The 24,010-nt window shown below is 40.3% G+C and carries 24 protein-coding genes and 1 pseudogene; 20 read left to right on the forward strand and 5 right to left on the reverse strand.

All coding sequences use genetic code 11. The features are described 5' to 3' along the window. Positions 1-25: 25 nt before the first annotated feature. The 4 genes from FH976_RS08825 (at position 26) to thiH (ending at position 3,150) form a co-directional block, all read left to right on the forward strand. Positions 26-790, forward strand: coding sequence for a HesA/MoeB/ThiF family protein (locus FH976_RS08825; protein ID WP_194090499.1), 765 nt, complete (start codon positions 26-28; stop codon positions 788-790). A 204-nt stretch (positions 791-994) separates the two neighbouring features. Next, complete coding sequence (thiS, locus tag FH976_RS08830; protein WP_194090500.1) at positions 995-1,195, forward strand: sulfur carrier protein ThiS; 201 nt, start codon at positions 995-997, stop codon at positions 1,193-1,195. Between the two features lie 4 nt (positions 1,196-1,199). Next, positions 1,200-2,027 (forward strand): thiazole synthase, encoded by an 828-nt coding sequence (locus FH976_RS08835; protein ID WP_194090501.1) that lies wholly within the window; start codon positions 1,200-1,202, stop codon positions 2,025-2,027. Positions 2,028-2,037: 10 nt separating this feature from the next. Then, the gene (gene thiH / locus FH976_RS08840; RefSeq protein ID WP_194090502.1) at positions 2,038-3,150 is read left to right on the forward strand and encodes a 2-iminoacetate synthase ThiH; all 1,113 of its coding nucleotides are present in this window, start codon (positions 2,038-2,040) and stop codon (positions 3,148-3,150) included. A 144-nt stretch (positions 3,151-3,294) separates the two neighbouring features. On the opposite strand, the gene FH976_RS08845 is transcribed toward thiH, so the two are convergent. After that, positions 3,295-5,091 carry an aminopeptidase P family protein gene (locus FH976_RS08845; protein ID WP_194090503.1) on the reverse strand — a complete coding sequence of 599 codons (1,797 nt, stop codon included), beginning with the start codon at positions 5,089-5,091 and terminating at the stop codon, positions 3,295-3,297. A gap of 346 nt (positions 5,092-5,437) precedes the next feature. Between FH976_RS08845 and tsrA the strand changes: the two genes are divergently transcribed. Continuing rightward, the gene (gene tsrA, locus FH976_RS08850) at positions 5,438-5,722 is read left to right on the forward strand and encodes an H-NS-like global regulator TsrA (protein ID WP_194090504.1); all 285 of its coding nucleotides are present in this window, start codon (positions 5,438-5,440) and stop codon (positions 5,720-5,722) included. Between the two features lie 51 nt (positions 5,723-5,773). Here the strand turns inward: tsrA and FH976_RS08855 are convergent, their stop codons facing one another. Next, entirely contained in the window at positions 5,774-6,682 is a 909-nt protein-coding gene (locus tag FH976_RS08855) for a DMT family transporter (RefSeq protein ID WP_194090505.1), read from the reverse strand. Between the two features lie 104 nt (positions 6,683-6,786). Between FH976_RS08855 and rmuC the strand changes: the two genes are divergently transcribed. From rmuC to tatC, 7 genes are all read left to right on the forward strand, one after another. Continuing rightward, positions 6,787-8,301, forward strand: a complete 1,515-nt coding sequence (rmuC, locus tag FH976_RS08860; RefSeq protein ID WP_194090506.1) for a DNA recombination protein RmuC — start codon at positions 6,787-6,789, stop codon at positions 8,299-8,301. A gap of 52 nt (positions 8,302-8,353) precedes the next feature. Beyond that, positions 8,354-9,136, forward strand: a complete 783-nt coding sequence (ubiE, locus tag FH976_RS08865; RefSeq protein WP_194090507.1) for a bifunctional demethylmenaquinone methyltransferase/2-methoxy-6-polyprenyl-1,4-benzoquinol methylase UbiE — start codon at positions 8,354-8,356, stop codon at positions 9,134-9,136. Positions 9,137-9,145: 9 nt separating this feature from the next. After that, positions 9,146-9,751 (forward strand): ubiquinone biosynthesis accessory factor UbiJ, encoded by a 606-nt coding sequence (locus FH976_RS08870; RefSeq protein ID WP_194090508.1) that lies wholly within the window; start codon positions 9,146-9,148, stop codon positions 9,749-9,751. Then, entirely contained in the window at positions 9,748-11,391 is a 1,644-nt protein-coding gene (gene ubiB, locus FH976_RS08875; RefSeq protein ID WP_194090509.1) for a ubiquinone biosynthesis regulatory protein kinase UbiB, read from the forward strand. The genes FH976_RS08870 and ubiB overlap by 4 nt, the downstream gene beginning before the upstream one ends. A gap of 70 nt (positions 11,392-11,461) precedes the next feature. Next, the gene (gene tatA, locus FH976_RS08880) at positions 11,462-11,722 is read left to right on the forward strand and encodes a Sec-independent protein translocase subunit TatA (protein ID WP_194090510.1); all 261 of its coding nucleotides are present in this window, start codon (positions 11,462-11,464) and stop codon (positions 11,720-11,722) included. A 3-nt stretch (positions 11,723-11,725) separates the two neighbouring features. Then, positions 11,726-12,142 carry a Sec-independent protein translocase protein TatB gene (gene tatB, locus FH976_RS08885; RefSeq protein WP_194090511.1) on the forward strand — a complete coding sequence of 139 codons (417 nt, stop codon included), beginning with the start codon at positions 11,726-11,728 and terminating at the stop codon, positions 12,140-12,142. A 56-nt stretch (positions 12,143-12,198) separates the two neighbouring features. Next, positions 12,199-12,960: a twin-arginine translocase subunit TatC gene (gene tatC, locus FH976_RS08890; RefSeq protein WP_194090512.1), complete on the forward strand. Its 762-nt coding sequence runs from the start codon at positions 12,199-12,201 to the stop codon at positions 12,958-12,960. 110 nt (positions 12,961-13,070) lie between these two features. Here the strand turns inward: tatC and FH976_RS08895 are convergent, their stop codons facing one another. Continuing rightward, positions 13,071-13,832 (reverse strand): TatD family hydrolase, encoded by a 762-nt coding sequence (locus FH976_RS08895; protein WP_194090513.1) that lies wholly within the window; start codon positions 13,830-13,832, stop codon positions 13,071-13,073. Between the two features lie 168 nt (positions 13,833-14,000). On the opposite strand from FH976_RS08895, the gene hemB reads away from it, so the two are divergent. After that, positions 14,001-15,041, forward strand: a complete 1,041-nt coding sequence (gene hemB / locus FH976_RS08900; protein ID WP_194090514.1) for a porphobilinogen synthase — start codon at positions 14,001-14,003, stop codon at positions 15,039-15,041. Positions 15,042-15,098: 57 nt separating this feature from the next. On the opposite strand, the gene gppA is transcribed toward hemB, so the two are convergent. Beyond that, positions 15,099-16,592: a guanosine-5'-triphosphate,3'-diphosphate diphosphatase gene (gene gppA / locus FH976_RS08905; RefSeq protein ID WP_194090515.1), complete on the reverse strand. Its 1,494-nt coding sequence runs from the start codon at positions 16,590-16,592 to the stop codon at positions 15,099-15,101. Between the two features lie 19 nt (positions 16,593-16,611). After that, positions 16,612-17,925 carry an ATP-dependent RNA helicase RhlB gene (gene rhlB / locus FH976_RS08910; RefSeq protein ID WP_194090516.1) on the reverse strand — a complete coding sequence of 438 codons (1,314 nt, stop codon included), beginning with the start codon at positions 17,923-17,925 and terminating at the stop codon, positions 16,612-16,614. Positions 17,926-18,038: 113 nt separating this feature from the next. On the opposite strand from rhlB, the gene trxA reads away from it, so the two are divergent. The 7 genes and pseudogenes from trxA to fre all read left to right on the forward strand — a co-directional run bounded on the left by trxA (position 18,039) and on the right by fre (position 23,921). Next, positions 18,039-18,365, forward strand: a complete 327-nt coding sequence (trxA, locus tag FH976_RS08915; protein WP_190332637.1) for a thioredoxin TrxA — start codon at positions 18,039-18,041, stop codon at positions 18,363-18,365. Positions 18,366-18,580: 215 nt separating this feature from the next. Next, a complete protein-coding gene (gene rho / locus FH976_RS08920; protein ID WP_194090523.1) occupies positions 18,581-19,840 on the forward strand; it encodes a transcription termination factor Rho in 1,260 nt (419 codons plus the stop codon). Between the two features lie 122 nt (positions 19,841-19,962). Further along, positions 19,963-20,943: a hypothetical protein gene (locus FH976_RS08925; RefSeq protein WP_194090517.1), complete on the forward strand. Its 981-nt coding sequence runs from the start codon at positions 19,963-19,965 to the stop codon at positions 20,941-20,943. A gap of 99 nt (positions 20,944-21,042) precedes the next feature. Then, positions 21,043-22,501 (forward strand): annotated as a pseudogene (gene ubiD / locus FH976_RS08930) (4-hydroxy-3-polyprenylbenzoate decarboxylase); the annotation flags it as partial. A gap of 17 nt (positions 22,502-22,518) precedes the next feature. Then, entirely contained in the window at positions 22,519-22,923 is a 405-nt protein-coding gene (locus FH976_RS16150; RefSeq protein ID WP_407701639.1) for a UbiD family decarboxylase, read from the forward strand. 1 nt (position 22,924) lies between these two features. Continuing rightward, positions 22,925-23,194 (forward strand): 2Fe-2S iron-sulfur cluster-binding protein, encoded by a 270-nt coding sequence (locus FH976_RS08935; RefSeq protein WP_194090519.1) that lies wholly within the window; start codon positions 22,925-22,927, stop codon positions 23,192-23,194. A gap of 13 nt (positions 23,195-23,207) precedes the next feature. Then, positions 23,208-23,921, forward strand: coding sequence for an NAD(P)H-flavin reductase (gene fre / locus FH976_RS08940; protein ID WP_194090520.1), 714 nt, complete (start codon positions 23,208-23,210; stop codon positions 23,919-23,921). Positions 23,922-24,010 lie beyond the last annotated feature (89 nt).

Here is a 24,010-nt window from a genome sequence, read left to right on the forward strand (position 1 = left end):
AGCTTAATTTTTTAAAAGGCTACTTATGAACGATTTACAGTTTCAACGCTATCAACGTCAAATTATGGTTCCTGAAGTCGGGGAGTCGGGGCAGGCGTTATTGCTTGCCAGTAAAGTACTGATTGTTGGATGTGGTGGATTGGGTTCATCGGTCGCCTTATATCTTGCTTCTGCTGGTGTAGGTCAGCTCGTCGTTGCCGATGGTGATTGTGTTGAATCGTCGAATTTACAACGCCAAGTCATTTATCGTGAACTCGATATTGGTGTGAATAAAGCGAAAGCAACGGTTAATCAAATCAAGCAATTGAACTCGAGTAATAAAGTACGCAGTGTTGAGTCATTTTTAGAAGACGATAGGTTAAATCTAGAAGTGATGATGGCGGATGTAGTACTCGATTGCAGCGATAACTTTCCCACTCGCCAAGCGGTTAATAAGGCTTGTGTTGAATCGGGTACGCCATTGATTTCCGGTTCAGCTATTGGTTGGGTCGGTCAGTTAATGACTTTTGATTTTAGACAAAGTAAGCAGCCTTGTTACCACTGCGCGGTGCCGTATCAAGATGATAGTGCTGGATTGAAATGTTCTGAAAATGGGGTAATCGGCCCAGTAGTTGGAACGTTAGGCAATTTACAGGCACTAGAAGCGATTAAGCTCATTACTCAAAACGCCAAGTTAAAACCGAATGTTCTCAATCTCTTTGATGGGCAATCACTAACTTGGCAAAAATTTAACATTAGCGTGGATCCTTCGTGCCCTATTTGTAGTCACTTATCTACCCGTCTTACTTGAAGCTGCAGCTTTGTTGACGATGCTCGTTCACCCCACTCACTTAGTTGAACTAAGCTCATGGGGCTTCACTTGCTTGTCGCCTCACTGCAACTACTTTGGGTACAGATAAAATATGGTCATTAATAACCGATGACTGAGATTATTGTGACTATTTTAATGAGTAAATAAGTTGAAGGGAACGCGTTCAAATTCTTAGGAAAGAAGATGAATGTAATGATTAATGGAGAAGCCATCGCATTGGATGTGCCGGTTTCTCTGAAAGGACTAATCCAAGATCTCAAGATTGAGATTCAGAATATAGCCATCACGGTAAATAATAATATTGTTCCAAAATCACGTTGGCATGAAGTGCATGTTAATGCTGGTGATGATATTTCACTTTTCCAAGCAATTGCCGGGGGCTAATTTTATGAATACTCAACCATCTTATCAAAGTTCAAATCTCAGTATCGAGTCTGATACTTTCGGCTCTGATCCTCTTGTGATTGCGGATAAAGTATTTTCTTCCCGCTTATTCACCGGAACCGGAAAGTTTGCCAATAAACACACGATGTCTCAAGCATTGGCAGTTTCAGGCTCTCAGTTATCTACGATGGCGTTAAAGCGCGTCAATATACATAATCAAGATGATGATATTTTACAGCCATTAATAGAAGCCAAAATTAACCTATTACCGAACACTTCTGGTGCTAAAAATGCCAAAGAAGCGATCATGGCAGCCGAATTGGCTCGTGAAGCGCTCGGAACCAATTGGTTAAAGTTAGAAATTCATCCCAATCCTAAGTATCTGATGCCTGACCCGATTGAAACATTAAAAGCGGCAGAAGAGTTGGTTCGACTTGGTTTTGTGGTGCTACCATATTGTCATGCCGATCCAGTTCTTTGTCGCCATCTTGAGCAAGTTGGTTGCGCTGCCATGATGCCACTCGGTTCACCTATTGGATCGAATAAAGGCTTAGCATCAAAAGATTTCTTAGAAATTATCATTGAGCAAGCCAACATTCCTGTGATTGTTGATGCAGGAATTGGTGCGCCTTCACATGCTGCCCAAGCGATGGAATTAGGCGCAGATGCGGTATTAGTCAATACCGCTATTGCTGCTGCTAGCGATCCAATTATGATGGCAAGAGCATTTAAATATGCAGTAGAAGCAGGGCGATTAGCTTACCGCTCAGGGCTAGCAGGCGCGAGTCAAAAAGCGATAGCTTCCAGTCCATTAACGGCATTTTTATCTTAGGTGGCTTGTAATGAGTTATATTGATGAATTTAAAAAATTGGATTGGGATAGTATTAAGCTATCGATTTACAGTAAAACCGCGCAGGATGTTGAACGCGCTTTAGCTAAGTCAAAGTGTGATTTAGAAGATTTCAAAGCGCTAATTTCACCTGCGGCTGAATCTTATTTAGAGGAAATGGCACAAAAATCTTATGCGTTAACACGTCAACGATTTGGTCATGCGATGGGGTTTTATATTCCGCTTTATCTTTCTAATCTTTGTGCTAATTCGTGTAGCTATTGTGGTTTTTCCATGGACAATCGAATTAAACGTAAAACGCTAGATCAGCATGAAATTAGTGATGAGATAGCGGCGATCAAAAAAATGAAATTTGATAGTGTCCTATTGGTGACCGGCGAGCATGAAACCAAAGTTGGTATGAATTATTTTCGACAAATGTTGCCGTTGATTAAAAAATCATTCAGTTATCTTGCGATGGAAGTTCAACCGCTTGACCAAGATGATTACGCTGAATTGAAAACGCTCGGTTTGGATGCGGTGATGGTGTACCAAGAAACGTATCATCCATCGACTTATGCCTTGCATCATTTACGTGGCAATAAACAAGACTTTTATTATCGGTTAGATACGCCAGACCGATTGGCGAAAGCAGGAATAGATAAAATTGGTATTGGTGCATTAATCGGGTTGGAAGAGTGGCGAACCGACTGTTTCTTTGCTGCCAGTCATTTACACTATTTGGAAAAGCGGTATTGGCAAAGTCGTTACTCGATTTCTTTTCCACGATTAAGGCCATGTGAAGGTGGTGTTCAGCCAAAATCTGTAATGTCAGATAAACAACTGGTACAACTTATTTGCGCTTATCGTTTATTTAATCCACAAGTGGAATTGTCATTATCGACTCGTGAATCACCTGAGTTTCGCGACAATGTTTTAGGTTTGGGAATTACTAGCATTTCGGCGGCCTCAAAAACACAGCCAGGTGGTTATGCTAATGATGATGTTGAGCTTGAGCAGTTTGCGATTAGTGATGAGCGTTCTGCTGCATCGGTAGCAGAAGCGGTGAAATCTCGTGGTTATGAAGCAGTATGGATGGATTGGCATCATGCATACTCTGGCTAATTAGTGCTTCAATTTTATCTTTATGTTTCACGTGAAACATAAACTGAAGGCCCACAATTGACATTCATTGTGGGCCTTTTTATTTTTGTCTACTCAAACAGTACTGGCTTATTCCGTACTAGTTTAGCTATGTTTTGCTAACCCTTAACTTGCGGCATAAGACAAAGGGGCGGTCGCTTGTTTGAGCCACGCTCTCACTTCGCCTTCAACCAGAGGACTCAAATCGCTCCACACTTTTTGATGATAATCGTTTAACCAAGCTAACTCTGGGCGGTTCAACATATCAATATTGATGGCTCGAGTATCAATTGGGCAACGAGTTAAAGAGCGAAAACCAAGTAATTCAAGATCGCCATCAGACTCAACATTACCAATCAGTTCTAAGTTCTCGATACGAATACCAAATTCATCTGTACGGTAATAACCCGGCTCATTGGAAACCACCATGCCCGCTTGCAGAGCTACGCCGTTGTAAGCAGGGGAAATACGTTGTGGCCCTTCATGTACACTTAAAAAGTGGCCCACGCCATGACCGGTACCATGATCGTAATTGTAACCTTTTGCCCACAAGAATTGACGAGCTAAGATATCAAGTTGGCTGCCAGTCGTGCCTTTTGGAAAGCGTGCACTTGCTAAAGCAATATGACCTTTTAGTACCAAGGTGAACTGTTGCTTCATAAAGTCACTTGGCTGCCCAATAGCGACAGTACGTGTGATATCCGTAGTGCCATCTTGATATTGGCCACCTGAATCCACAAGATATAAACTGTTGAGAGAGAGTTTACCAAATTCAGGCTGATCAGCATGGTTGTAATGACACATCGCTGCATTACTGCCAGCGGCGGAAATGGTATCAAAACTTAAGTCAGCAAGCGTTGGGTCTTGTTCGCGATAGTATTGAAGTTTGCTCGCTAGAACATCTTCATCATGCAGTTGACCTTGTTCCACTTCTTTATCTAGCCAACTTAGAAAGTTCACCATGGCAACACCATCACGTATATGGCAATTGATCATCCCTTGTGCTTCGACTGAGTTTTTACAAGCTTTAACGAGCAAGCATGGATCGGCAGCAGGATGGATAATGGCATTATGCTTTTGTAAGGTTAGAGTAAACCATGCGTTACTGGTATTGGGATCAACCAGCACTTTTTTATTGGCGAGAGTGGCTAAAATATTCTCAAGATCCTGCGGTTCATGCACTCGTACATTTGGACCAACATGTTGAGTGAAGTCACTAGGAATACGATGAGCGGCAATAAAGAAATCTACACTTGAGTCTTGATGAATAATGGCATGACTTAATAGTACCGGCAGACGAGAAACATCTAACCCGCGAATATTGAGCAACCAGCAAATAGAATCTAATTGGGTAAGAAGCGCAGCATCGGTATTGGTGTGTAGAAGGGTGTCGGCAATGTGTTGACGTTTTACTTCACTTGATTGACCTACTAATTCAAGATCCATTAATCGCATCGTGGATTCAATCGGATCAGGGCGATCTTGCCAAATAATATCAATCGGATTTTGATCGACACTGATCATGTTTAAATTACCAGACACTTGTAGCGATGCTTTTTCAAACCAAGTCGCTGAGTGCATTTTAGGATCAATGGCTAAGCGGGCATCTTTTTTTAAGTTTTGGGCTGCCCAAGTTAGTGGTGGCTCTTGTATTAAATGATGGTAAGAGAAAATCTCACTTGGTGTTTGTTTAGTCACTTGAATCGTATAACGACCATCGACAAAAATCGCTGCTTGCTCTTGAGTGATGATGGCTGCACCTGCTGAACCGACAAACCCTGAGATATAAGCGAGGCGTTCATTATGTTCGGGAATATATTCGCCGAGAAATTCATCTTCGTGAGGAATAATGATGGCATCTAAATTATTGGTAACCAACCATTGGCGTAAAGCTTGAATACGATCTGAAATATGGCGAGACATGTTTTATCCTTAATATAATGTGCGACATTGTAGGCATTTTTTATTACTGTCATTGTTGAGATACAGTTTAATATTAACATTAACTTTTGATTGTTAAAGTGAAGTATAAAGAAAAATAGCCTCTGAAATACATCCTTTAAGTTTATGTTCCCAATTTGAAGAGAGCGTTTGCAGGTTTCACGTGAAACCATATTTGATAACGATATTTTTGTCTTTGGTAATAAATGAAACATCAATATAAGTAAGGGGCTTTATGTGCTGAATATCATTTGCCAAAAATCATAGGAAGCGTATATTTAAGAGCTTAAAAATATAAAATATCCCACTCTGGAAAATCAAATCACTTATGTCTATGACCACTTATGAAATGGCTCGAATCTTAGAGCAGCTAGAAGAGAGCCCGGAAAAAGTTATGTATGGAAAGTTACTGGCTGGATTGGGAAACCAAAGCCAAGAACGAATTCGTAGTGCCGCTAAACAAGTACCGCTAGAAAACCTAAGAGATATTATTTATCAATTTCAAGCAGTTTTAGAATCACGTGAAGATGAACACATCCAACAGATTGCGCAAGAGATGAAAGATCAAGGATTCTCAGTTGCCGAATTACAGCAGTTTCTTGCTAAAAAATAAATCATATAATAAAACCCAACATCCATAATATATCAATGCAATTAATAAGGTTTATCGGAACGCTTCATTTCGTTTAAATTTTATTTGCTGAATTATCAAACCAATTAAAATAAGTACTAAGCCAATAATTGTCGATGGATAGATTGTTTCGCCTATAATTTGAGAAAGTAGTAACAATGAAATAAAAGGCGAAAGGAAAATAAAGTTACTGATACGAGCAGTATTAGACGTTAACTTTAATGCACTTAACCATAAGACAAAAGTGATCCCCATTTCAAACAATCCAACATAAGAAACTGCCATCCAACCTTGCCAAGTAATCTGGCTCCATGAATGACCTTCATACCAAGCCAAGCTAGCCGAAAATGGCAATGACACTAAGAAACCAAGCAATACTACTACGACAGGATCAGATTTGTTTTTCGTATTGAGGATCCAATAAGAGGCCCATAAAAGTGTGGATAATAAGGCAAGAGTAACGCCAAGAGGGCTATCAAAATTAAGTGCGAATAAATCACCTTTCGTTGCGATCACCAAAACGCCAAAGTAACCTAAACCACATGCGAACCAATCTTGACGACGAATTTTTTGACCGAGAAAAATCGACGCCATTAAAGTTAATGTAATTGCCCAACTGTAATTGAGAGGCTGGGCTTGAGAGGCAGGTAAAAGCTCATAGGCTTTAAATAATATTAAGTAATAGGCGAATGGATTGATTAACCCAAGTAAAAGGAAAAACCAAGGATTACTTAAAAAGACGTTGCCTATTTGCTTAAGCTTTCCTTGATAGCTACAAATAAACAGTAATGTGACGGCGGAGACAATGCTTGCGATTACTAGCATTTGAATTGGGCTAAACTGCGCTAATGTAAGTTTAAAAGCAGTGGCAACCGTTGACCAAAGTAATACCGCACAAAGTCCAAGAATGATGGCAGTACGTTCATTTTTTATCTCGCTCATTGGTTATCCATTTCAATGTTGGTAAGGAAGATTCGATAAGATGCTGGACATTTATACAGTATCTAATATTATTTATGTAAGTAAAACAAGCCATAAGGGTTTATATGCACGGGTTCACTTATGATAACGATTTGATAACACTTTGCCTAATAGGGATGACGATTAGCTTGATGATGCTTGCAGTTTGGCTTCGTTACCGATATCAATCCAAGCAATTGGCAATAGAAGAGAAGCACATTGGTGAAGTGAATTTACTGCAACAAACTATTCAGCACTTGCAGCAATCTAATTTCGAACATCAAAAAGAATTAGAGCAGCTTGATATGGCTCGTGATAAATCAGAATTTGATGCTCGTCAAGCTTATGGGGAATTGATGGCAAGTAAGGAGAAGCTAAATTATTTAGAGCTTCAACAAGCTGAAATGCAGCAATTAAAGCAAACGAATCAACAGATACAGCAACAATTGAGTGACTATAAAACCTCGAACCGAGAATTAGAAGTTCGGCATACTGAATCACAAAAAGCCGCGCAAGAAAAATTGCAGATATTAGAGCAAGCAGAGCAAAGATTAAAAGTTGAATTTGAAAGTTTAGCCAACCAAGTCTTTGAAGCAAAAGTAAAAAGTGTCGATGAGCAGAATAAACTTAGTTTAGACGGGTTATTATCGCCACTAAAAGAGCAGCTGCATGGATTTAAACAACAAGTTGATACTAGTTTTAATTATGAAGCAAAAGAACGTCATACTTTGGTGCATGAAATTCGTCATTTGCAAAAATTGAATCAACAAATGGCGCAAGATGCCGTTAACCTGACTCAAGCGCTGAAAGGTGACAACAAACAGCAGGGTAATTGGGGGGAGGTCGTTCTCGCCAATGTATTAAAAGATTCGGGGCTGCGTGAAGGCCATGAGTATCAAACCCAGGTCAGTTTGAATCATGAGAATGGTAAACGTTATCAACCGGATGTGATTGTTAATTTACCTGAGAATAAACAAGTCGTTATTGATTCCAAAATGACGTTAGTGGCGTTTGAACGTTATTTTAATGGGGCGACTGATGCAGACAAATCTAAAGCTATTAATGAGCATTTGATCGCGATGAGGAGTCATATCAAGTTACTTAGCCAAAAGGATTATCACCAATTGCAGGGGATCACCTCACTTGATTATGTCTTGATGTTTATCCCAATTGAGCCTGCCTTTCAATTGGCGATGGAAGCGGATCCTCGCTTGGTGAAAGATGCGATGGAACAAAATATCATCTTGGTCAGCCCAACTACTTTATTGGTTGCGTTGCGCACGATTAATCATTTATGGCGTAATGAAAGGCAGAATCAGAATGCTAAACTTATCGCCGATAAAGCCAGTAAGCTATATGACAAAATGCGTTTGTTCATTGATGATATGGATGCTATGGGAACCGCATTAAATCGAGCGCAATCGAGCTATCAAGGCGCGATGAATAAATTATCACAAGGCAAAGGTAACCTGATTCGCCAAGCCGAAGGGTTTAAAAATTTAGGGGTTGAAGTTAAAAAAGAGATAGCACCTCATTTGGCAGAAATTGCACAAAATGATTTTCACAATGACAGACAATCGCTTGAGGATAAAGTAAACTAAGCGTTCTTTTATTGGCCCAGATCCTCACTGAGATTGAATAATCGGAATAACCATGACGGATAAACAAGTGCAATCAGATAATGTAATCACTCAAGACGATACGACTCACTTTGGCTTTACCACTGTCGCAAAAGATAAAAAAGTGGAGAAAGTAGCGGAAGTTTTTCACTCTGTGGCAGCAAAATACGACATTATGAACGATTTGATGTCGGCTGGCATACATCGTCTGTGGAAACGATTTACCATTGATTGCAGTGGTGTTCGCCCTGGTCATAAAGTATTAGATCTTGCCGGTGGTACAGGGGATTTAACCGCTAAGTTCTCTCGTATTGTCGGTGATAACGGCCATGTGGTTTTAGCTGATATTAATAATTCAATGCTGAATGTCGGACGAGATAAATTACGCGATCATGGCGTGGTAGGTAATGTTCATTATGTGCAAGCTAATGCCGAAGAATTACCATTTCCTGATGATCACTTTGATTGTATTACGATTGCATTTGGTTTACGTAATGTGACAGATAAAGATAAAGCATTGCGGTCAATGTTCCGTGTTTTAAAGCCCGGTGGTCGTTTGTTAGTATTGGAATTTTCAAAGCCACAAATGGAAGCTCTGTCAAAAGTCTACGATGCTTATTCGTTCCATTTATTACCTAAGATTGGCCAATTGGTTGCCAACGATGCAGATAGTTACCGTTATTTAGCGGAATCTATTCGTATGCATCCCGATCAAGATACGTTAAAAGGTATGATGGATGAGGCTGGTTTTGAACAAACTAACTATTACAATTTGACTGGCGGTATTGTCGCATTGCATCGCGGTTATAAATTTTAAGGAATAATCATGCCATTTGAACCTCTCGTAACCGGCGTGATTGAAACTGCACTCAATCGTTTGATTCAAGATGATGCAGAATATATTCAGCAAGTGGCTAGGCTAAAAGGCAAAGTCATTCATATCCATTTACAAGAATTAAACCGTAATTTGATTTTTGTTTTTAGCTATCGTGTTGATGTTTTAAGCCAATACGAAGGTCATCCAGATTGTTATTTAAGTCTAAAACTGACGACATTACCTAAGCTAAAAGACCAATCTAAAATCACTCAATTGATTAAACAAGATCAGTTAGTGCTTGAAGGTGATATCCAACTGGCACAAAAGTTTTCTCAACTCATGACAGACATTAAGCCTGATATTGAAGAGTGGGTCTCTAGAGTGACAGGCGATGTGGTCGCGCATACCTTAGTTCAAGGATTAAAAGCGCCCACGCAATGGTTAAAATCAGAAGTGGAACTGCAGCAACAACGCTTAGGTATTGTGTTGACTGAGGAGTGGAGAGTGGCTCCGAGTCATTTAGAAGTCGCTTATTTTTGTGATCAAGTTGATGATGTTACTAGTCGAGTGGCTCAATTTGAACAACGAATCAATCGATGGATGGAAAAATCATGACATTGACTGAGGTTCGCCGTTTATACCGAATAGCCAAAATACAGCTTGAGTATGGGCTAGATGAGCTGCTGCCAACGCATAAGTTAACCAAATGGCCGTTGCTGCTTAAAAAATTATTATTTTGGATAACACCGAAGCATAAAGATAAATTGCTTGGAGAGCGCTTACGACTGGCTCTGCAAGATCTTGGACCAGTTTGGATCAAGTTTGGTCAAATGATGTCTACTCGGCGTGACTTATTTCCCGCTCATATTGCGGATCCTCTCGCTTTATTGCAGGATCAAGTCGGTCCATTTGATGGCCAACTTGCTAAGAAGTGCATTGAAAAGTCATTAGGGGGACCAATTGAGCAGTGGTTTGATGAATTCGATATTGAGCCGTTAGCATCAGCGTCTATCGCTCAAGTCCATACCGCAAAGCTAAAAAGTACAGGGCAAGAAGTCGTCTTGAAAGTTATACGCCCTGATATTCGCCCGGTTATCGAAGCGGATTTGAAGTTGATGTATCGAATGGCCAGAATTGTCGCTAAATTCATGCCAGATGCTCGTCGTTTAAAGCCGGTTGAAGTGGTTAAGGAATACGAAACTACCTTAGTTCATGAATTGGATTTACGTTGTGAAGCAGCAAATGCACTACAATTAAGACGTAACTTTATTAATAGCGATGATTTATACGTCCCTGACGTCCTGATGGATTTTAGCAGTGAGCACTTAATGGTGTCAGAGCGTATATATGGGGTACAAGTTTCGGATCTTGAAACTCTAGCAAGTAATGGCACCAATATGAAACTCTTGGCTGAAAAAGGGGTGACCGTCTTTTTTACCCAAGTCTTTCGAGATAGTTTTTTTCATGCGGATATGCATCCTGGTAATGTATTTGTTTCCCATAAAACACCAGAAAATCCATTATGGATAGGGCTAGATTGCGGCATTGTTGGAACCTTAAATAACGAAGACAAACGCTATTTAGCAGAAAACTTTTTAGCCTTTTTTAATCGTGATTATCGCCGAGTGGCCGAGCTACACATTGACTCTGGTTGGGTACCTGCCGATACCAATGTGATTGATTTTGAATCCGCGATTCGTACCGTGTGCGAGCCGATTTTTGCCAAGCCCCTGTGTGAGATTTCATTCGGTCATGTGTTATTGAATTTATTTAATACGGCGCGTCGTTTTAATATGGAAGTCCAACCTCAGTTGGTACTTTTACAAAAAACGCTGTTATACGTTGAAGGTTTAGGTCGCCAGCTTTATCCACAATTAGATTTATGGGAAACGGCAAAACCATTCCTTGAAAAGTGGATGTTAGAACAAGTGGGCCCTAAAGCGTTGTTTAAAGCAGTAAAAGAGAAAGCGCCATTATGGGCGGAAAAACTGCCAGAGCTACCGGAACTCCTATACGAAACACTGAAGCGTAGTCGTGATATGGATCAAAAAATTGCACGTATTTATGAAGGCTATACATTAAATAAACGTAAACAAGCAACGGGTAAGTTTTTATTTGGTATTGGAGGGACATTAGTCGTATGCTCTGCAATATTACAGTTAAGTAGTACTCAATGGCATTCAGATGCTTCTATAGTGAGTGGTGCTGTTGGTCTCATTTTTTGGCTTGCGAGCTGGAAAGCGTACCGTCATTAATTCGTAAATTAAGTACATTACAATGTGCTCTTTCTTTATATTTTAAACAGTAAATCTGAGGTAGAAAATAATGGGCGGAATTAGTATTTGGCAACTTTTAATCATTGCAGTTATCGTTGTGCTTTTATTTGGTACGAAAAAATTACGTAGTATTGGTGGTGATTTAGGATCAGCGGTAAAAGGCTTCAAAAAAGCCATGGGTGAAGAAGATAAATCGGCTGATAAATCAACAGCTGATGATGCGGATTTTGATCCAAAATCGATTGATCAAGCGAAAACGGATGCATCTGCGCACTCAACAGATGCTAAAAAAGAAAAAGAGCAGGGCTAACTGGTGTTTGATATCGGTTTTGGAGAGCTGATATTAATATCGGTTATCGCCTTGGTTGTACTCGGACCAGAGCGTCTGCCAACGGCCATTCGCAGTGTGAGTAAATTTATTCGTACTGCTAAAACAATGGCCAATAACGTGAAAGATGAGCTGTCCCAAGAGCTTAAAATTCAAGAACTACAAGATAACCTTCGTAAAGCAGAAAATATGGGGATGAAAGATTTATCACCAGAACTGCAATCCTCTATTGAAGCATTAAAAAAGGCAGCACAAGATGTGCAGCGGCCGTATGCAAAAGATGAGGTTGAAGATACTCAAACCGTAGCCCAAGCGGATGACAAAGCATTACCCGATGCCAATAAAGTCACCGATGAGACTTCAACGGAAAGCAAATCTACTGACGCCAATAAAGCGCACTAGAGAAGTACCGCCTAGATTATTCCAATGAGCTAGGCGTTTTATTATTGAGGCTTTATATGTCCACTCAGGAACAAACTCAACCGTTAATCACGCATCTGATTGAGCTTAGAAATCGAATCTTAAAAGCAATAGCTTCTATTATGGTTATCTTTATTTCGATTGTTTGGTTCTCTAGCCAAATATATGAATTTGTTTCAGCGCCTTTGATCAGCCGGTTACCTCAAGGTGGCAGCATGATCGCAACGGATGTGGCATCGCCTTTTTTTACACCATTAAAATTGACTTTAGTTGTTGCAGTTTTTCTTGCTGTTCCACTTGTGCTTTATCAAGTATGGGCATTTGTCGCACCGGGCTTATACAAGCATGAACGCCGTTTAATTGCGCCATTACTCTTTTCAAGCTCTTTGTTGTTCTACTGTGGTGTGGCATTTGCTTACTATGTGGTTTTTCCACTGATTTTCTCTTTCTTTACCGCTATTTCGTTAGGAGGAGTGCAATTTGCTACGGATATATCCAGCTATTTGGACTTTGTACTATCGCTGTTTATGGCATTTGGAATTGCATTTGAAGTGCCTGTTGCGATTATTTTACTATGCTGGACTGGTGCGACCGATACGAAAACCTTATCGGAAAAACGCCCTTATATTGTCGTTATTGCTTTCATTGCCGGCATGCTATTAACCCCACCCGATATGGTGTCTCAAACCTTATTAGCCGTTCCTATGTGTATTTTGTTTGAAATCGGTTTGTTTTTCTCTCGCTTCTATACTCGACCGAAAAATGATGATGCAGATGATGAGAGTGAAGAGGATGCATAGGCATAAAAGCTAAGCGTAGTAATCTTTAAACATCGAATATATTGTCATAAAAAACGCGATGAAGTTTTATTCATCGCGTTTTTTATGGGTAAAATATAAAGAAGTGATGGTCAGAGATTAAATAACAATTTGGTATTCTTGCTTGTAATCTGGCCGATCTCACTGAGAGACATCTCGCGTAAATCCGCGACTCTTTGAGCGACCAGTTCCATAAATAAAGGTTCGTTACGTTTTCCTCGATGCGGCGTGGGGGCAAGGTAAGGGCTATCGGTCTCTAAAATTACAAAACCCAAATCAAGGTGTGGGATAACTTTATCCATTCCGCCATTTTTAAAGGTTGAAACGCCGCCTAATCCTAGATGAAAACCAAGTTGGTTAATGGCTTCGGCTTGTGCAAGGCTGCCGCCAAAACAATGAAATACGCCTCGCAGAGTACCATCTTGTTCTTGTTTCAATATCTCTAGAGTTTGATCTATCGAATCTCGAGTATGGATCACAACAGGTAAGTTAAGCTCTTTTGCCCATTGTAGCTGAGTGCGAAAAGCAAATTCTTGCTGTTGTTGATAGGTTTTATCCCAATAAAGATCAATGCCAATTTCACCAACGGCAATAAATGTGTGTTGGTTAAACCACTGACGAATGATCGCCAAGTCGTGTTCAATATTGTCATTCACATAACATGGATGTAAGCCCATCATGGAATGACAAACGTCGGGATATCGAGCTTCAGTGGCAAGCATTGGTGCGATTGATTCTAGGTCAATATTAGGCAGTAAAATTTTTTCAATACCGACCGATAGAGCGCGTTCAACGACTTGATCACGGTCATCATCAAATTCAGTTGTGTAAATATGGGCGTGACTATCAATCATAATGAACTCTGTTGATAAGTGGTGTAGCTAGTATAAAGGACTGTAAACCAATCGTCACATAGATTGACGGTAATAGGAGCTTTCAAGAATAGCTGAGAGTGATATGATAATAAGATACATGAGAGCTAAGAGGTAAATAGTAGCTCAAGATCATTAAGGAGAGTTAGAGTGTCTGTATCTATTCAAGGTCAATTTCCGGGTCGTCGTCTACGCCGTATTCGCAAGCACGATTTTAGTCGTCGCTTAGCCGCTGAAAGTAAAGTCAGTGTTGATGATTTAATTTATCCAATGTTTGTTTTAATGGGCAAAAACCGTCGTGAAGCGGTTGAGTCGATGCCAGGTGTTGACCGTCTTTCGATTGACCTGTTATTAGAAGAAGCTGACTATCTATCAAAGCTTGGTGTGCCAGCAATTGCACTATTTCCTGTCGTTAATCAAGATGTAAAATCGTTATGCGCTACAGAAGCCTATAATCCTGAAGGATTGGTTCAACGTGCGGTAAAAGCATTGAAAGAACATGTGCCTGGATTAGGCGTTATTACGGATGTTGCGTTAGATCCTTATACAACTCATGGTCAAGATGGCATTATTGATGCTGATGGTTATGTGCAAAATGAAGAGACAACTGAAGTCTTAGTTAAGCAGGCGTTATCACACGCGGCAGCGGGTGCTGATGTTGTTGCGCCTTCCGATATGATGGATGGTCGTATTGGTAAAATTCGTGAAGCATTAGAAAAAGCTGGGCTCATACACACTCAAATCATGGCGTATTCAGCTAAATATGCGTCTAACTATTATGGACCTTTTCGTGATGCGCTTGGTTCAAGTAGTAATCTAAAAGGTGGTAATAAAAGAAATTACCAAATGGATCCAGCGAATAGTGATGAAGCTATCCATGAAGCTGCGATGGATATTAATGAAGGCGCGGATATGGTGATGGTAAAACCTGGTATGCCATATCTTGATATTGTTCGTCGTGTTAAAACTGAATTACAAGTGCCAACTTTTGCTTACCAAGTCTCGGGTGAATATGCCATGCATAAAGCGGCAATTTTAAATGGCTGGTTGAAGGAAAAAGAAACGGTATTAGAATCGTTACTTTGTTTTAAACGTGCTGGCGCGGATGGTATTTTAACTTATTTTGCAAAAGATGTTGCTGAGTGGTTAGCACAAGATAACATCACGGTTGATACAGCGGATCATGAATAACTAGATCTAAATAGTATTGGTTATAAAAATGGAGCCTATTGGGCTCCATTTTTTTGGTTAAATTAAATTAATGATTAATGGCCAACCTATATCTGTTTGTCGGTTCGCTTCCAATTCTAGTTCAGCTTGAGTGAGTGGGTTAGATTTAAGCCATTTTTGATTAATTGATAAAGTGAGTACATCTTCATCGGCGTGGAGTTTCGCTAATGGTTGTAGATCAACATGGCGGCGATGGGTCAATAAAACGGCAAGGCGAAGTATTCTTAGTAAGCGTTTACTACTTTGACTCGATAATGCATGCTGCTCTGGTAGTGAACTTAATTGTTCGCGATAACGACGGATCCATTCTGCTAACAAATATTTTTGTGATCGAGTGAAGCCTGGTAAATCTAAATGTTGAATGAGATAAGCGCCGTGATCGCCACCTTTTTTAAAATCGATGCTTAATCCAATTTCATGTAATTCAGCAGCCGACTGCAGTAGATAAGAAGCTTGAAGCTCATTGACCCATGATTCTTGATTGCATTGTTTAAATAATTGTAAGGCTGTTTTAGCAACTTGATTGGCATAAATCACATCAACCTGATAGCGTTTTTGTACACTGTTGATAGTACGTTGGCGGATATCAGATTGTCTCATTTCAGTGATCATTTCATAAGCAAGGCCTTCACGCAAGGCGCCACCTGCTAATGTCATTGATTCAATGTTTAAGCTTTCAAAAATAGCGATCAAAATAGAGAGTCCACTAGGGAAGACTAAAGCCCGCTCCAAAGTTAACCCATCGATCTCTAGCTCTTCCAAATGTGAAGCGAGCATGGCTTGCTTTTGTAAACGTTTGAGTTTAGCGAGAGTTATCACTTCGTCCATGCCTTGTGCCAGCATGATTTCTTGCAATGCTTGTACGGTACCACTTGCCCCAACACATACATCCCAGCCTAGCTGTGTGTATTTTTCCAATATAGGCGCGAGCGTTATTTTTGCAGCATTAATAGCATTATCAAAATTGTATTGTGTAAGCTGGCGGTCATGGAAGTAATTATCTAACCAAGTGACACATCCCATTGATAAGCTAATAAGTGCTTGAGTTTCAAATTCTTGGCCAATAATAAGTTCGGTACTAGCACCACCAATATCGACCACTAATCGTCGACCTAAACCGCCAGAAGTATGAGCAACCCCTTTATAAATTGTTGCCGCTTCTTCTTCACCGGAAATGATCTCGATTGAATGGCCGAGAATTTGATTCGCTTTTTGCAGAAATACATCCACATTGAGGGCGGAGCGTAGGGCTGCCGTGCCAACAATACGAATGTTTTCGGCGGGTATATCTTGCAGTCGTTCAGCAAATAAGTGTAAACAGTCCCATCCACGTTGCATTGCATCTTGGCTTAATTGATTCTTTATATCTAAACCATTTGCAAGACGAACTTTACGTTTTATTTTTGCCATGGTCTGCACGCTACCATCAATATGACGGACAATCAGCATGTGAAAACTATTCGAACCAAGGTCTATAGCAGCGTAAAGTGGCGATGAAACTGCTGTACTCATAAATCAATAATATCCTTGATTAATTGCTACGCGGTTGGCGTGGACGACGGTTACTGTTGTTACGTGCACCATTGCTACGATTAGATCCACGAGCGCCGCCAGTGTTAGTACGGCGGTTGGTTTGTGGACGACGTTGCAAACGTATCGCTGGTGGTAATTCGCTTAATAATGCTGATGCATCATATTCTGACATCGGAATAGAGTGCTCAATATATTCTTCAATCGCAGGAAGATTAATGGCATAGTCTTCACAAGCAAAACTAATCGACGAACCACTAGCACCAGCGCGGCCTGTACGGCCAATACGGTGTACATAATCTTCCGCGTCATCTGGCAGATCAAAGTTAAACACGTGTGTGACCGCTGGAATGTGTAATCCACGTGCCGCAACATCAGTCGCGACCAAGAAATCAACATCGCCGCGAGTAAATTCTTCTAAAATACGCTCACGTTTTTTCTGTGGAACATCACCTGTTAGTAACCCAACACGGTGTCCATCTGCGGCTAAATGGCCCCATACCGATTCACATTTGTATTTGGTATTGGCAAAAATAATGGCACGTTCTGGCCATTCTTCTTCAATTAATGTTTGAAGTAATGCCATTTTGTGTTCATTGGATGGATAGAACAATTCTTCTTTGATGTTCGAGCCTGTTTTCTTCTCAGACTCAACCACCACATGCTCAGGATTGTGCATATGTTCAAAGGCCAGTTCTTGTACACGATAAGACAGCGTGGCTGAAAATAGCATGTTAAGACGATCTTTTGGCTCAGGCATACGGCGGAACAAGAAACGAATGTCTTTAATGAACCCAAGATCGAACATGCGATCCGCTTCATCTAAAACGACAGCTTGAATGCTATTTAAATCGAATACTTTTTGTTTATAGAAGTCGATGATACGACCACAAGTACCAATTAAAATATCCACACCATCTTGAAGCTTGGTGAGCTGTTTATCATAGCTTTCGCCACCATAAGCTAAACCTGCTTTCAAACCTGTGGTTTCAATGAGACCTTCTGCATCGTTATAAATCTGAATCGCAAGTTCACGAGTCGGAGCCATAATGATTGCGCGCGGGCTCGTTTTTGAACGGCCTTCAGGAGCATCATTTTTTAGTAAGTGATTAAAAGTAGCAGTAAGAAACGCGAGCGTTTTACCTGTACCCGTTTGGGCTTGGCCTGCAATGTCTTGGCCGGTGAGCAGTACCGGCAACGCCAAGGCTTGGATAGGGGTGCAAAACTCAAACCCTTTTTTCTCCAATCCTTCAATGACTTGGGGTAATAAATCCAAGTCGGCGAATTTTTGCTCTGTGATATGTGTCTTTTTCATTCGCATAGAATATCAGCTTAAGCTTGCAATACGAAAGTAAATCCATTCCAATAGGCAATCTAATTGCTGGTTATCATCCAACCAGCGCATAAAAGTAGACATTGGAGTGGAAGATGAGTGACAAGATTATGCAGCTTTCTGATGAAGGTTTCGAAAACGATGTAATCAAAGCTGCGGGTCCAGTGCTAGTTGATTTTTGGGCGGAGTGGTGTGGTCCTTGTAAAATGATTGCTCCAATTCTTGATGAGATCGCTGACGAATACCAAGGTAAGCTCACTATCGGTAAACTAAATATCGATCAGAATGCTGGAACACCGCCAAAATTTGGCATCCGTGGCATACCAACATTATTACTATTTAAAGATGGCAGTGTTGCTGCAACGAAAGTTGGCGCACTCTCTAAAACTCAATTAAAAGAATTTTTAGATGCCAACCTATAATTGGGTATTGCCTAATTAATATCATATCAAACCGCCTATATTCATTTATATGCGGTTTGTGTTTTTAAAAGCTAGACGAGCGTTAATTTTAGTGATAATTTATCGCACGTTAAATATACAAATTTCCATTTCATGGCCGATCCTTAAGGTCATATACCTATCTTATAAACCACCAAAAACAGAATCCTATTTTGACAAAACAAGCATCCACCACTATGAATCTAACTGAATTAAAAAACCGCCCAGTCTCTGAACTTGTTGCGCTTGGAGAGAGTCTAGGTTTAGAAAACTTAGCCCGTTTGAGAAAGCAAGACATCATTTTTTCTATCCTAAAAGCTCATGCTAAAGGTGGTGAAGATATTTTTGGCGATGGGGTTCTTGAAATTCTACAAGATGGCTTTGGCTTTTTACGCTCGGCAGATTGTTCTTACCTTGCTGGCCCTGATGATATTTATGTATCACCAAGTCAAATTCGTCGTTTTAATTTACGGACAGGTGACTCGGTAGCCGGAAAAATCCGACCACCAAAGGATGGGGAACGTTATTTTGCCCTCCTTAAAGTCAACACTGTTAACTTTGACCGCCCAGACAACGCCCGCAACAAAATCCTTTTCGAAAACTTAACGCCTCTGCATGCTAACGAACGTATGGTGATGGAGCGTGGTAATGGTTCAACAGAAGATATTACTGCTCGAGTTTTAGATTTAGCCTCGCCAATTGGTAAAGGTCAACGTGGTTTGATTGTTGCTCCGCCAAAAGCGGGTAAAACAATGTTATTGCAAAATATCGCACTAAGCATTGCACATAATCATCCTGAATGTGAATTAATGGTTTTACTGATTGATGAGCGCCCGGAAGAAGTAACAGAAATGCAACGTTTAGTGAAAGGTGAAGTTATTGCTTCTACTTTTGATGAACCAGCATCTCGCCACGTTCAAGTGGCTGAAATGGTGATTGAAAAAGCGAAACGTCTTGTTGAGCATAAGAAAGATGTTGTTATCTTACTTGATTCGATTACTCGTTTAGCACGTGCTTACAACACCGTTATTCCATCATCAGGTAAAATACTGACTGGTGGTGTTGATGCTAACGCATTGCATCGTCCGAAACGTTTCTTTGGTGCGGCACGTAATGTTGAAGAAGGTGGCAGTTTAACTATCATTGCAACTGCACTTGTCGATACTGGCTCTAAAATGGATGAGGTTATCTACGAAGAGTTTAAAGGTACCGGTAATATGGAATTACACCTAAACCGTAAGATTGCGGAAAAGCGTGTTTTCCCTGCCATTGATTTCAATCGTTCTGGTACGCGTCGTGAAGAGTTACTGACGAAAGGCGATGAGTTACAAAAAATGTGGATTTTACGTAAAATTGTTCATCCTATGAGTGAAACGGATGCAATGGAATTCCTCATTGATAAATTGGCCATGACCAAAACTAATAATGAGTTCTTTGATGCTATGCGTCGTCAATAACGGCCCTGTAGAATAAGATCACTGATTTAACTTTCTATCACCGCTCACATTGAGCGGTGATTTTTATTGTATGGGTAAAACATTCGTAGCAGTATGGCTCGATTTTAAAGGACGAATTATTTATGCACCAAGGACGGTTTGCATTTATTCTTTTGTGTGTTGCTTTACTGACAAGTGAACTTGCCTCCGCGACATCAATATCAAGAGAAGATGCACAACAATGGTTGAAAGACTCTCAAGTTAGTGTTGTGGTCGATCAGTTATATGATAATGCAGCCAAAAACGATACAGAGAAGTTAGTATTGCGACTCGAATCCTTATCTATGCCAAACCAAGAGATCGCTCGTTATCTCTTATTAAAAAAATTAGAAGCCTCACAATTTGTTTTAAGTCCAGATATGGCAGCATTTGTTCTCTCTCAAACTAAACATTCACCCGCCTATACGATTGAAGAGTCGGGGAATGGCTATCAAACAACGATCCCCGCTTTTAATTCTTCAGTTGTAGCGACTCGTTTAATGCGAGTGCGAAGCAAAACACAATCTAATTTGGATTTTATTTTATCTGTTGAAGAGCGTAATCTTGAGCTGCATCAATGGTTGCAAGGTTTCGATAGCCAAATTAAGCAACGAGAGTCACTATTAATTTCCTCCATGGATAGCTTATCCCCGCAGGCTATATCGTATTTGGTTAATCAAATTGCAGGAGATAAAGTTATTCAATGGCTGCCAACGTCGGCTGTGATGGTTAAATTGGCAGAAATTTCACAAGATCCTCGTATTTATCATTTGCTGTGGCGGATGAAAAGAGATGTAGAACTTGAAAGTGAAGTGAATAGACTGGCAGCTATTGGTGATGCTTTTTCAATACAGCAATTGGTTAATGCTGCGGACAATCCAGCATTAAAACCACTGGCCGTGATGGAATTAGTTAAGATAAAACCGATGCCGATTGGATTAGAGCAATTTTTTGTTGCCCGATTAAATCAGGATAAAGATAGAGAAAGTTTGAGATCTCTATTAATTGAAAATGGATATGGTCCTTGGTTGCAGCGGCTGGGCGTAAGTGGATTAATACCTAGGGGACCATCGTTGGTGAAATAAGATACAAGATTCAAGAATAACAAAAAACAGCTTGCGGCGAGATAGTAAGTTTGAATCAGTATATAATGACAATTATTATCAATAACGAATAGAAGCATTATGAGTTTTAAGGATTTACGCGACTTTCTTGCCCATTTAGAAAAGATCGGACAGCTCAAGCGTATAGATCACCCAATTGATCCCCATTATGAAATGACGGAAATCAGTGATCGTACGCTACGTGCAGGTGGGCCTGCATTATTGTTTGAAAATCCTATTGGGTATGACATGCCGGTATTGACTAATTTATTTGGTACGGCAGAACGTGTGGCGATGGGGATGGGGCGAAATGAAGTAAAAGAGCTGCGAGAAGTGGGAAAGTTGCTGGCTTATCTTAAAGAGCCAGAGCCACCTAAAGGTTTTAAAGATGCCCTCGATAAGCTGCCCGTATTTAAACAAGTGTTAAATATGCCAGTGAAACGCCTTCGTCGTGCCTCATGCCAAGATATTATTTTAAAGGGCGATGAAATCGATTTAGATACAATTCCTGTCATGAGCTGTTGGCCTGGTGATGTCGCCCCGTTACTAACTTGGGGATTAACCATAACCAAAGGGCCAAATAAGAATCGGCAGAATCTTGGTATTTATCGCCAACAAAAAATTAGCAAAAATAAAATCATTATGCGTTGGCTGGCTCACCGTGGTGGCGCGTTGGATATGAAAGATTGGATGGAAACCTATCCAGGTAAACCGTTTCCTATTTCAGTTGCCTTTGGGGCAGATCCCGCGACTATCTTAGGCGCAGTAACCCCTGTCCCGGATTCATTATCTGAATATGCCTTTGCTGGGTTATTACGGGGTAGTAAAACGGAAGTCGTGAAATCTATTAGCAATGATCTTGACGTTCCAGCCAGTGCGGAAATTGTACTAGAAGGCTATATCGATCCAAATGAATTTGCCGATGAAGGGCCTTACGGTGACCATACTGGGTATTTTAACGAAGTAGAAAAGCATCATGTTTTCACTATCACTCACTTAACGATGCGTAAAAATGCTATTTACCACAGCACTTATACTGGCCGCCCGCCAGATGAACCTGCGGTATTAGGCGTTGCTTTGAATGAAGTATTTGTTCCTATTCTACAAAAACAATTTCCAGAGATTGAAGATTTTTATCTTCCACCTGAAGGTTGTTCATATCGAATGGCCGTTGTGAAAATGAAGAAGCAATATCCAGGTCACGCTAAGCGCGTGATGATGGGGGTTTGGTCTTTTTTACGTCAATTTATGTATACCAAATTTGTTATCGTGTGTGATGGTGAGGTTGATATTCGCGATTGGTCAAGTATCACCCATGCCATGATTCTACATATGGATCCGGTGAGGGATACGACTTTAATTGACAATACACCAATAGATTCACTGGATTTTGCTTCGCCTGTTGTTGGTCTTGGCTCTAAGATGGGCTTAGATATAACCCAGAAATGGGCGGCAGAACTTGCTGTTTCAAATAATGAGAATTCACCGTTAAGTGGATCCGAATTAAAAGATGATCAAATCGCGGAGTTACATCGACAATTTCCTGAAGTATTGGATTTGTACTTTCCATGTGGTTCAGAACATTCGCAAATGATGATTATAAGCATGGAGAAGGAAGGTGCTGGGCATAGCCGGCGTTTAATGATGGCGCTTTGGGAGTATCTAGAACCATTAATAGACATTCGCTTCATTATTATTTGCGATGGTGATGTAAATATTCAAGATTGGAATGATGTGATTTGGGCTGTAACGACAAGAATGGATCCGACAAGAGATACTTTAATGTTGAAAGAAAGGACTGAAAATCCTTCTATTCGTTCTAAGATGGGCTTAGATGCTACTAATAAATTGCCTGGTGAAGCACTAAGAGAGTGGGGAACGCCGATTAAAAAGGATCCCACTATAGTTGAAAAAATTGATTCTATCTGGGAAACGTTAAATATTTTTCCAGACAATAAATAAAATGTCTTATAAGGTTACGTTGCTCCCTAGCCAGCAAGAGTTTGATGTCTATAGCGATCAAACTATTCTTGAGGCGGCTGAACAATGTGGGATCTACATTCCTAGCCGCTGCCGAATTGGTGTGTGCACAACGTGCTTATGTAAAAAAATCGAAGGAAATGTACTTTATTCTCTTGAGCCGATGCTTACACAAAAAGAGCATGCTCAAGGCTGGGTATTTCCATGTTTAGCTTATGCAACAAGTCACTTAGTTTTATTATTTGATGAGTGATCTAGAGGAAACTATGACGATCAAATGTACAGTAAAATCGATAGAGCCATTAGCCCGCAATACTTATCGAATCCTTCTACACCCAGAAACCCCTGTGAATTACAAGGCAGGTCAATATTTGATGGTAGTGATGGGAGAGGAAGATAAGAGGCCATTTTCAATTGCAAGCAGTCCATGTCGGCATAATGGGGAGATAGAATTGCATATTGGCGCCGCTGAGCATAATGCATATGCGATAGAAGTCGTGGAAGCGATGAATCATGCTTATGCCAATGACCAAGTAATTGAGGTTGATGTACCTCATGGTAGTGCTTGCTTACAGACAGAAACTACACGCTCGATATTATTAATCGCTGGTGGAACAGGCTTTAGCTATACCCGTTCAATTCTAGACCACTGTATCAGCCAGAAATTTTCTCAACCTATCTATTTATACTGGGGTGGAAAAGATAGTGAGCAGCTATATGCAATGAAAGAGCTTAACCAAATTGCTGAAGAGAATGAGAATGTACATTTTATTCCTGTGATTGAAGCGCAAGAAAATGGCTGGAATGGAAGAGAAGGTAATGTTTTGGAAATAATAGAACAAGATTTCACATCATTAATTGATTTTGATATCTATATAGCTGGTCGTTTTGAAATGGCAGGTGTTGCAAGGACGCGTTTTGTTGACTTCAAACAAGCACAGAAAGAAAGAATGTTTGCTGATGCGTATGCTTTTATCTAGTGATACGGGTCGAATAGATGATTAAAACAGCAAAAAGGAGTCTTGTTGCTCCTTTTTTCATCGAAGTTGAAATAAAGTAAAATAAATTG

Origin of the sequence: Vibrio hibernica (assembly GCF_015223435.1) — a bacterium.
Lineage (GTDB): Bacteria > Pseudomonadota > Gammaproteobacteria > Enterobacterales > Vibrionaceae > Vibrio > Vibrio hibernica.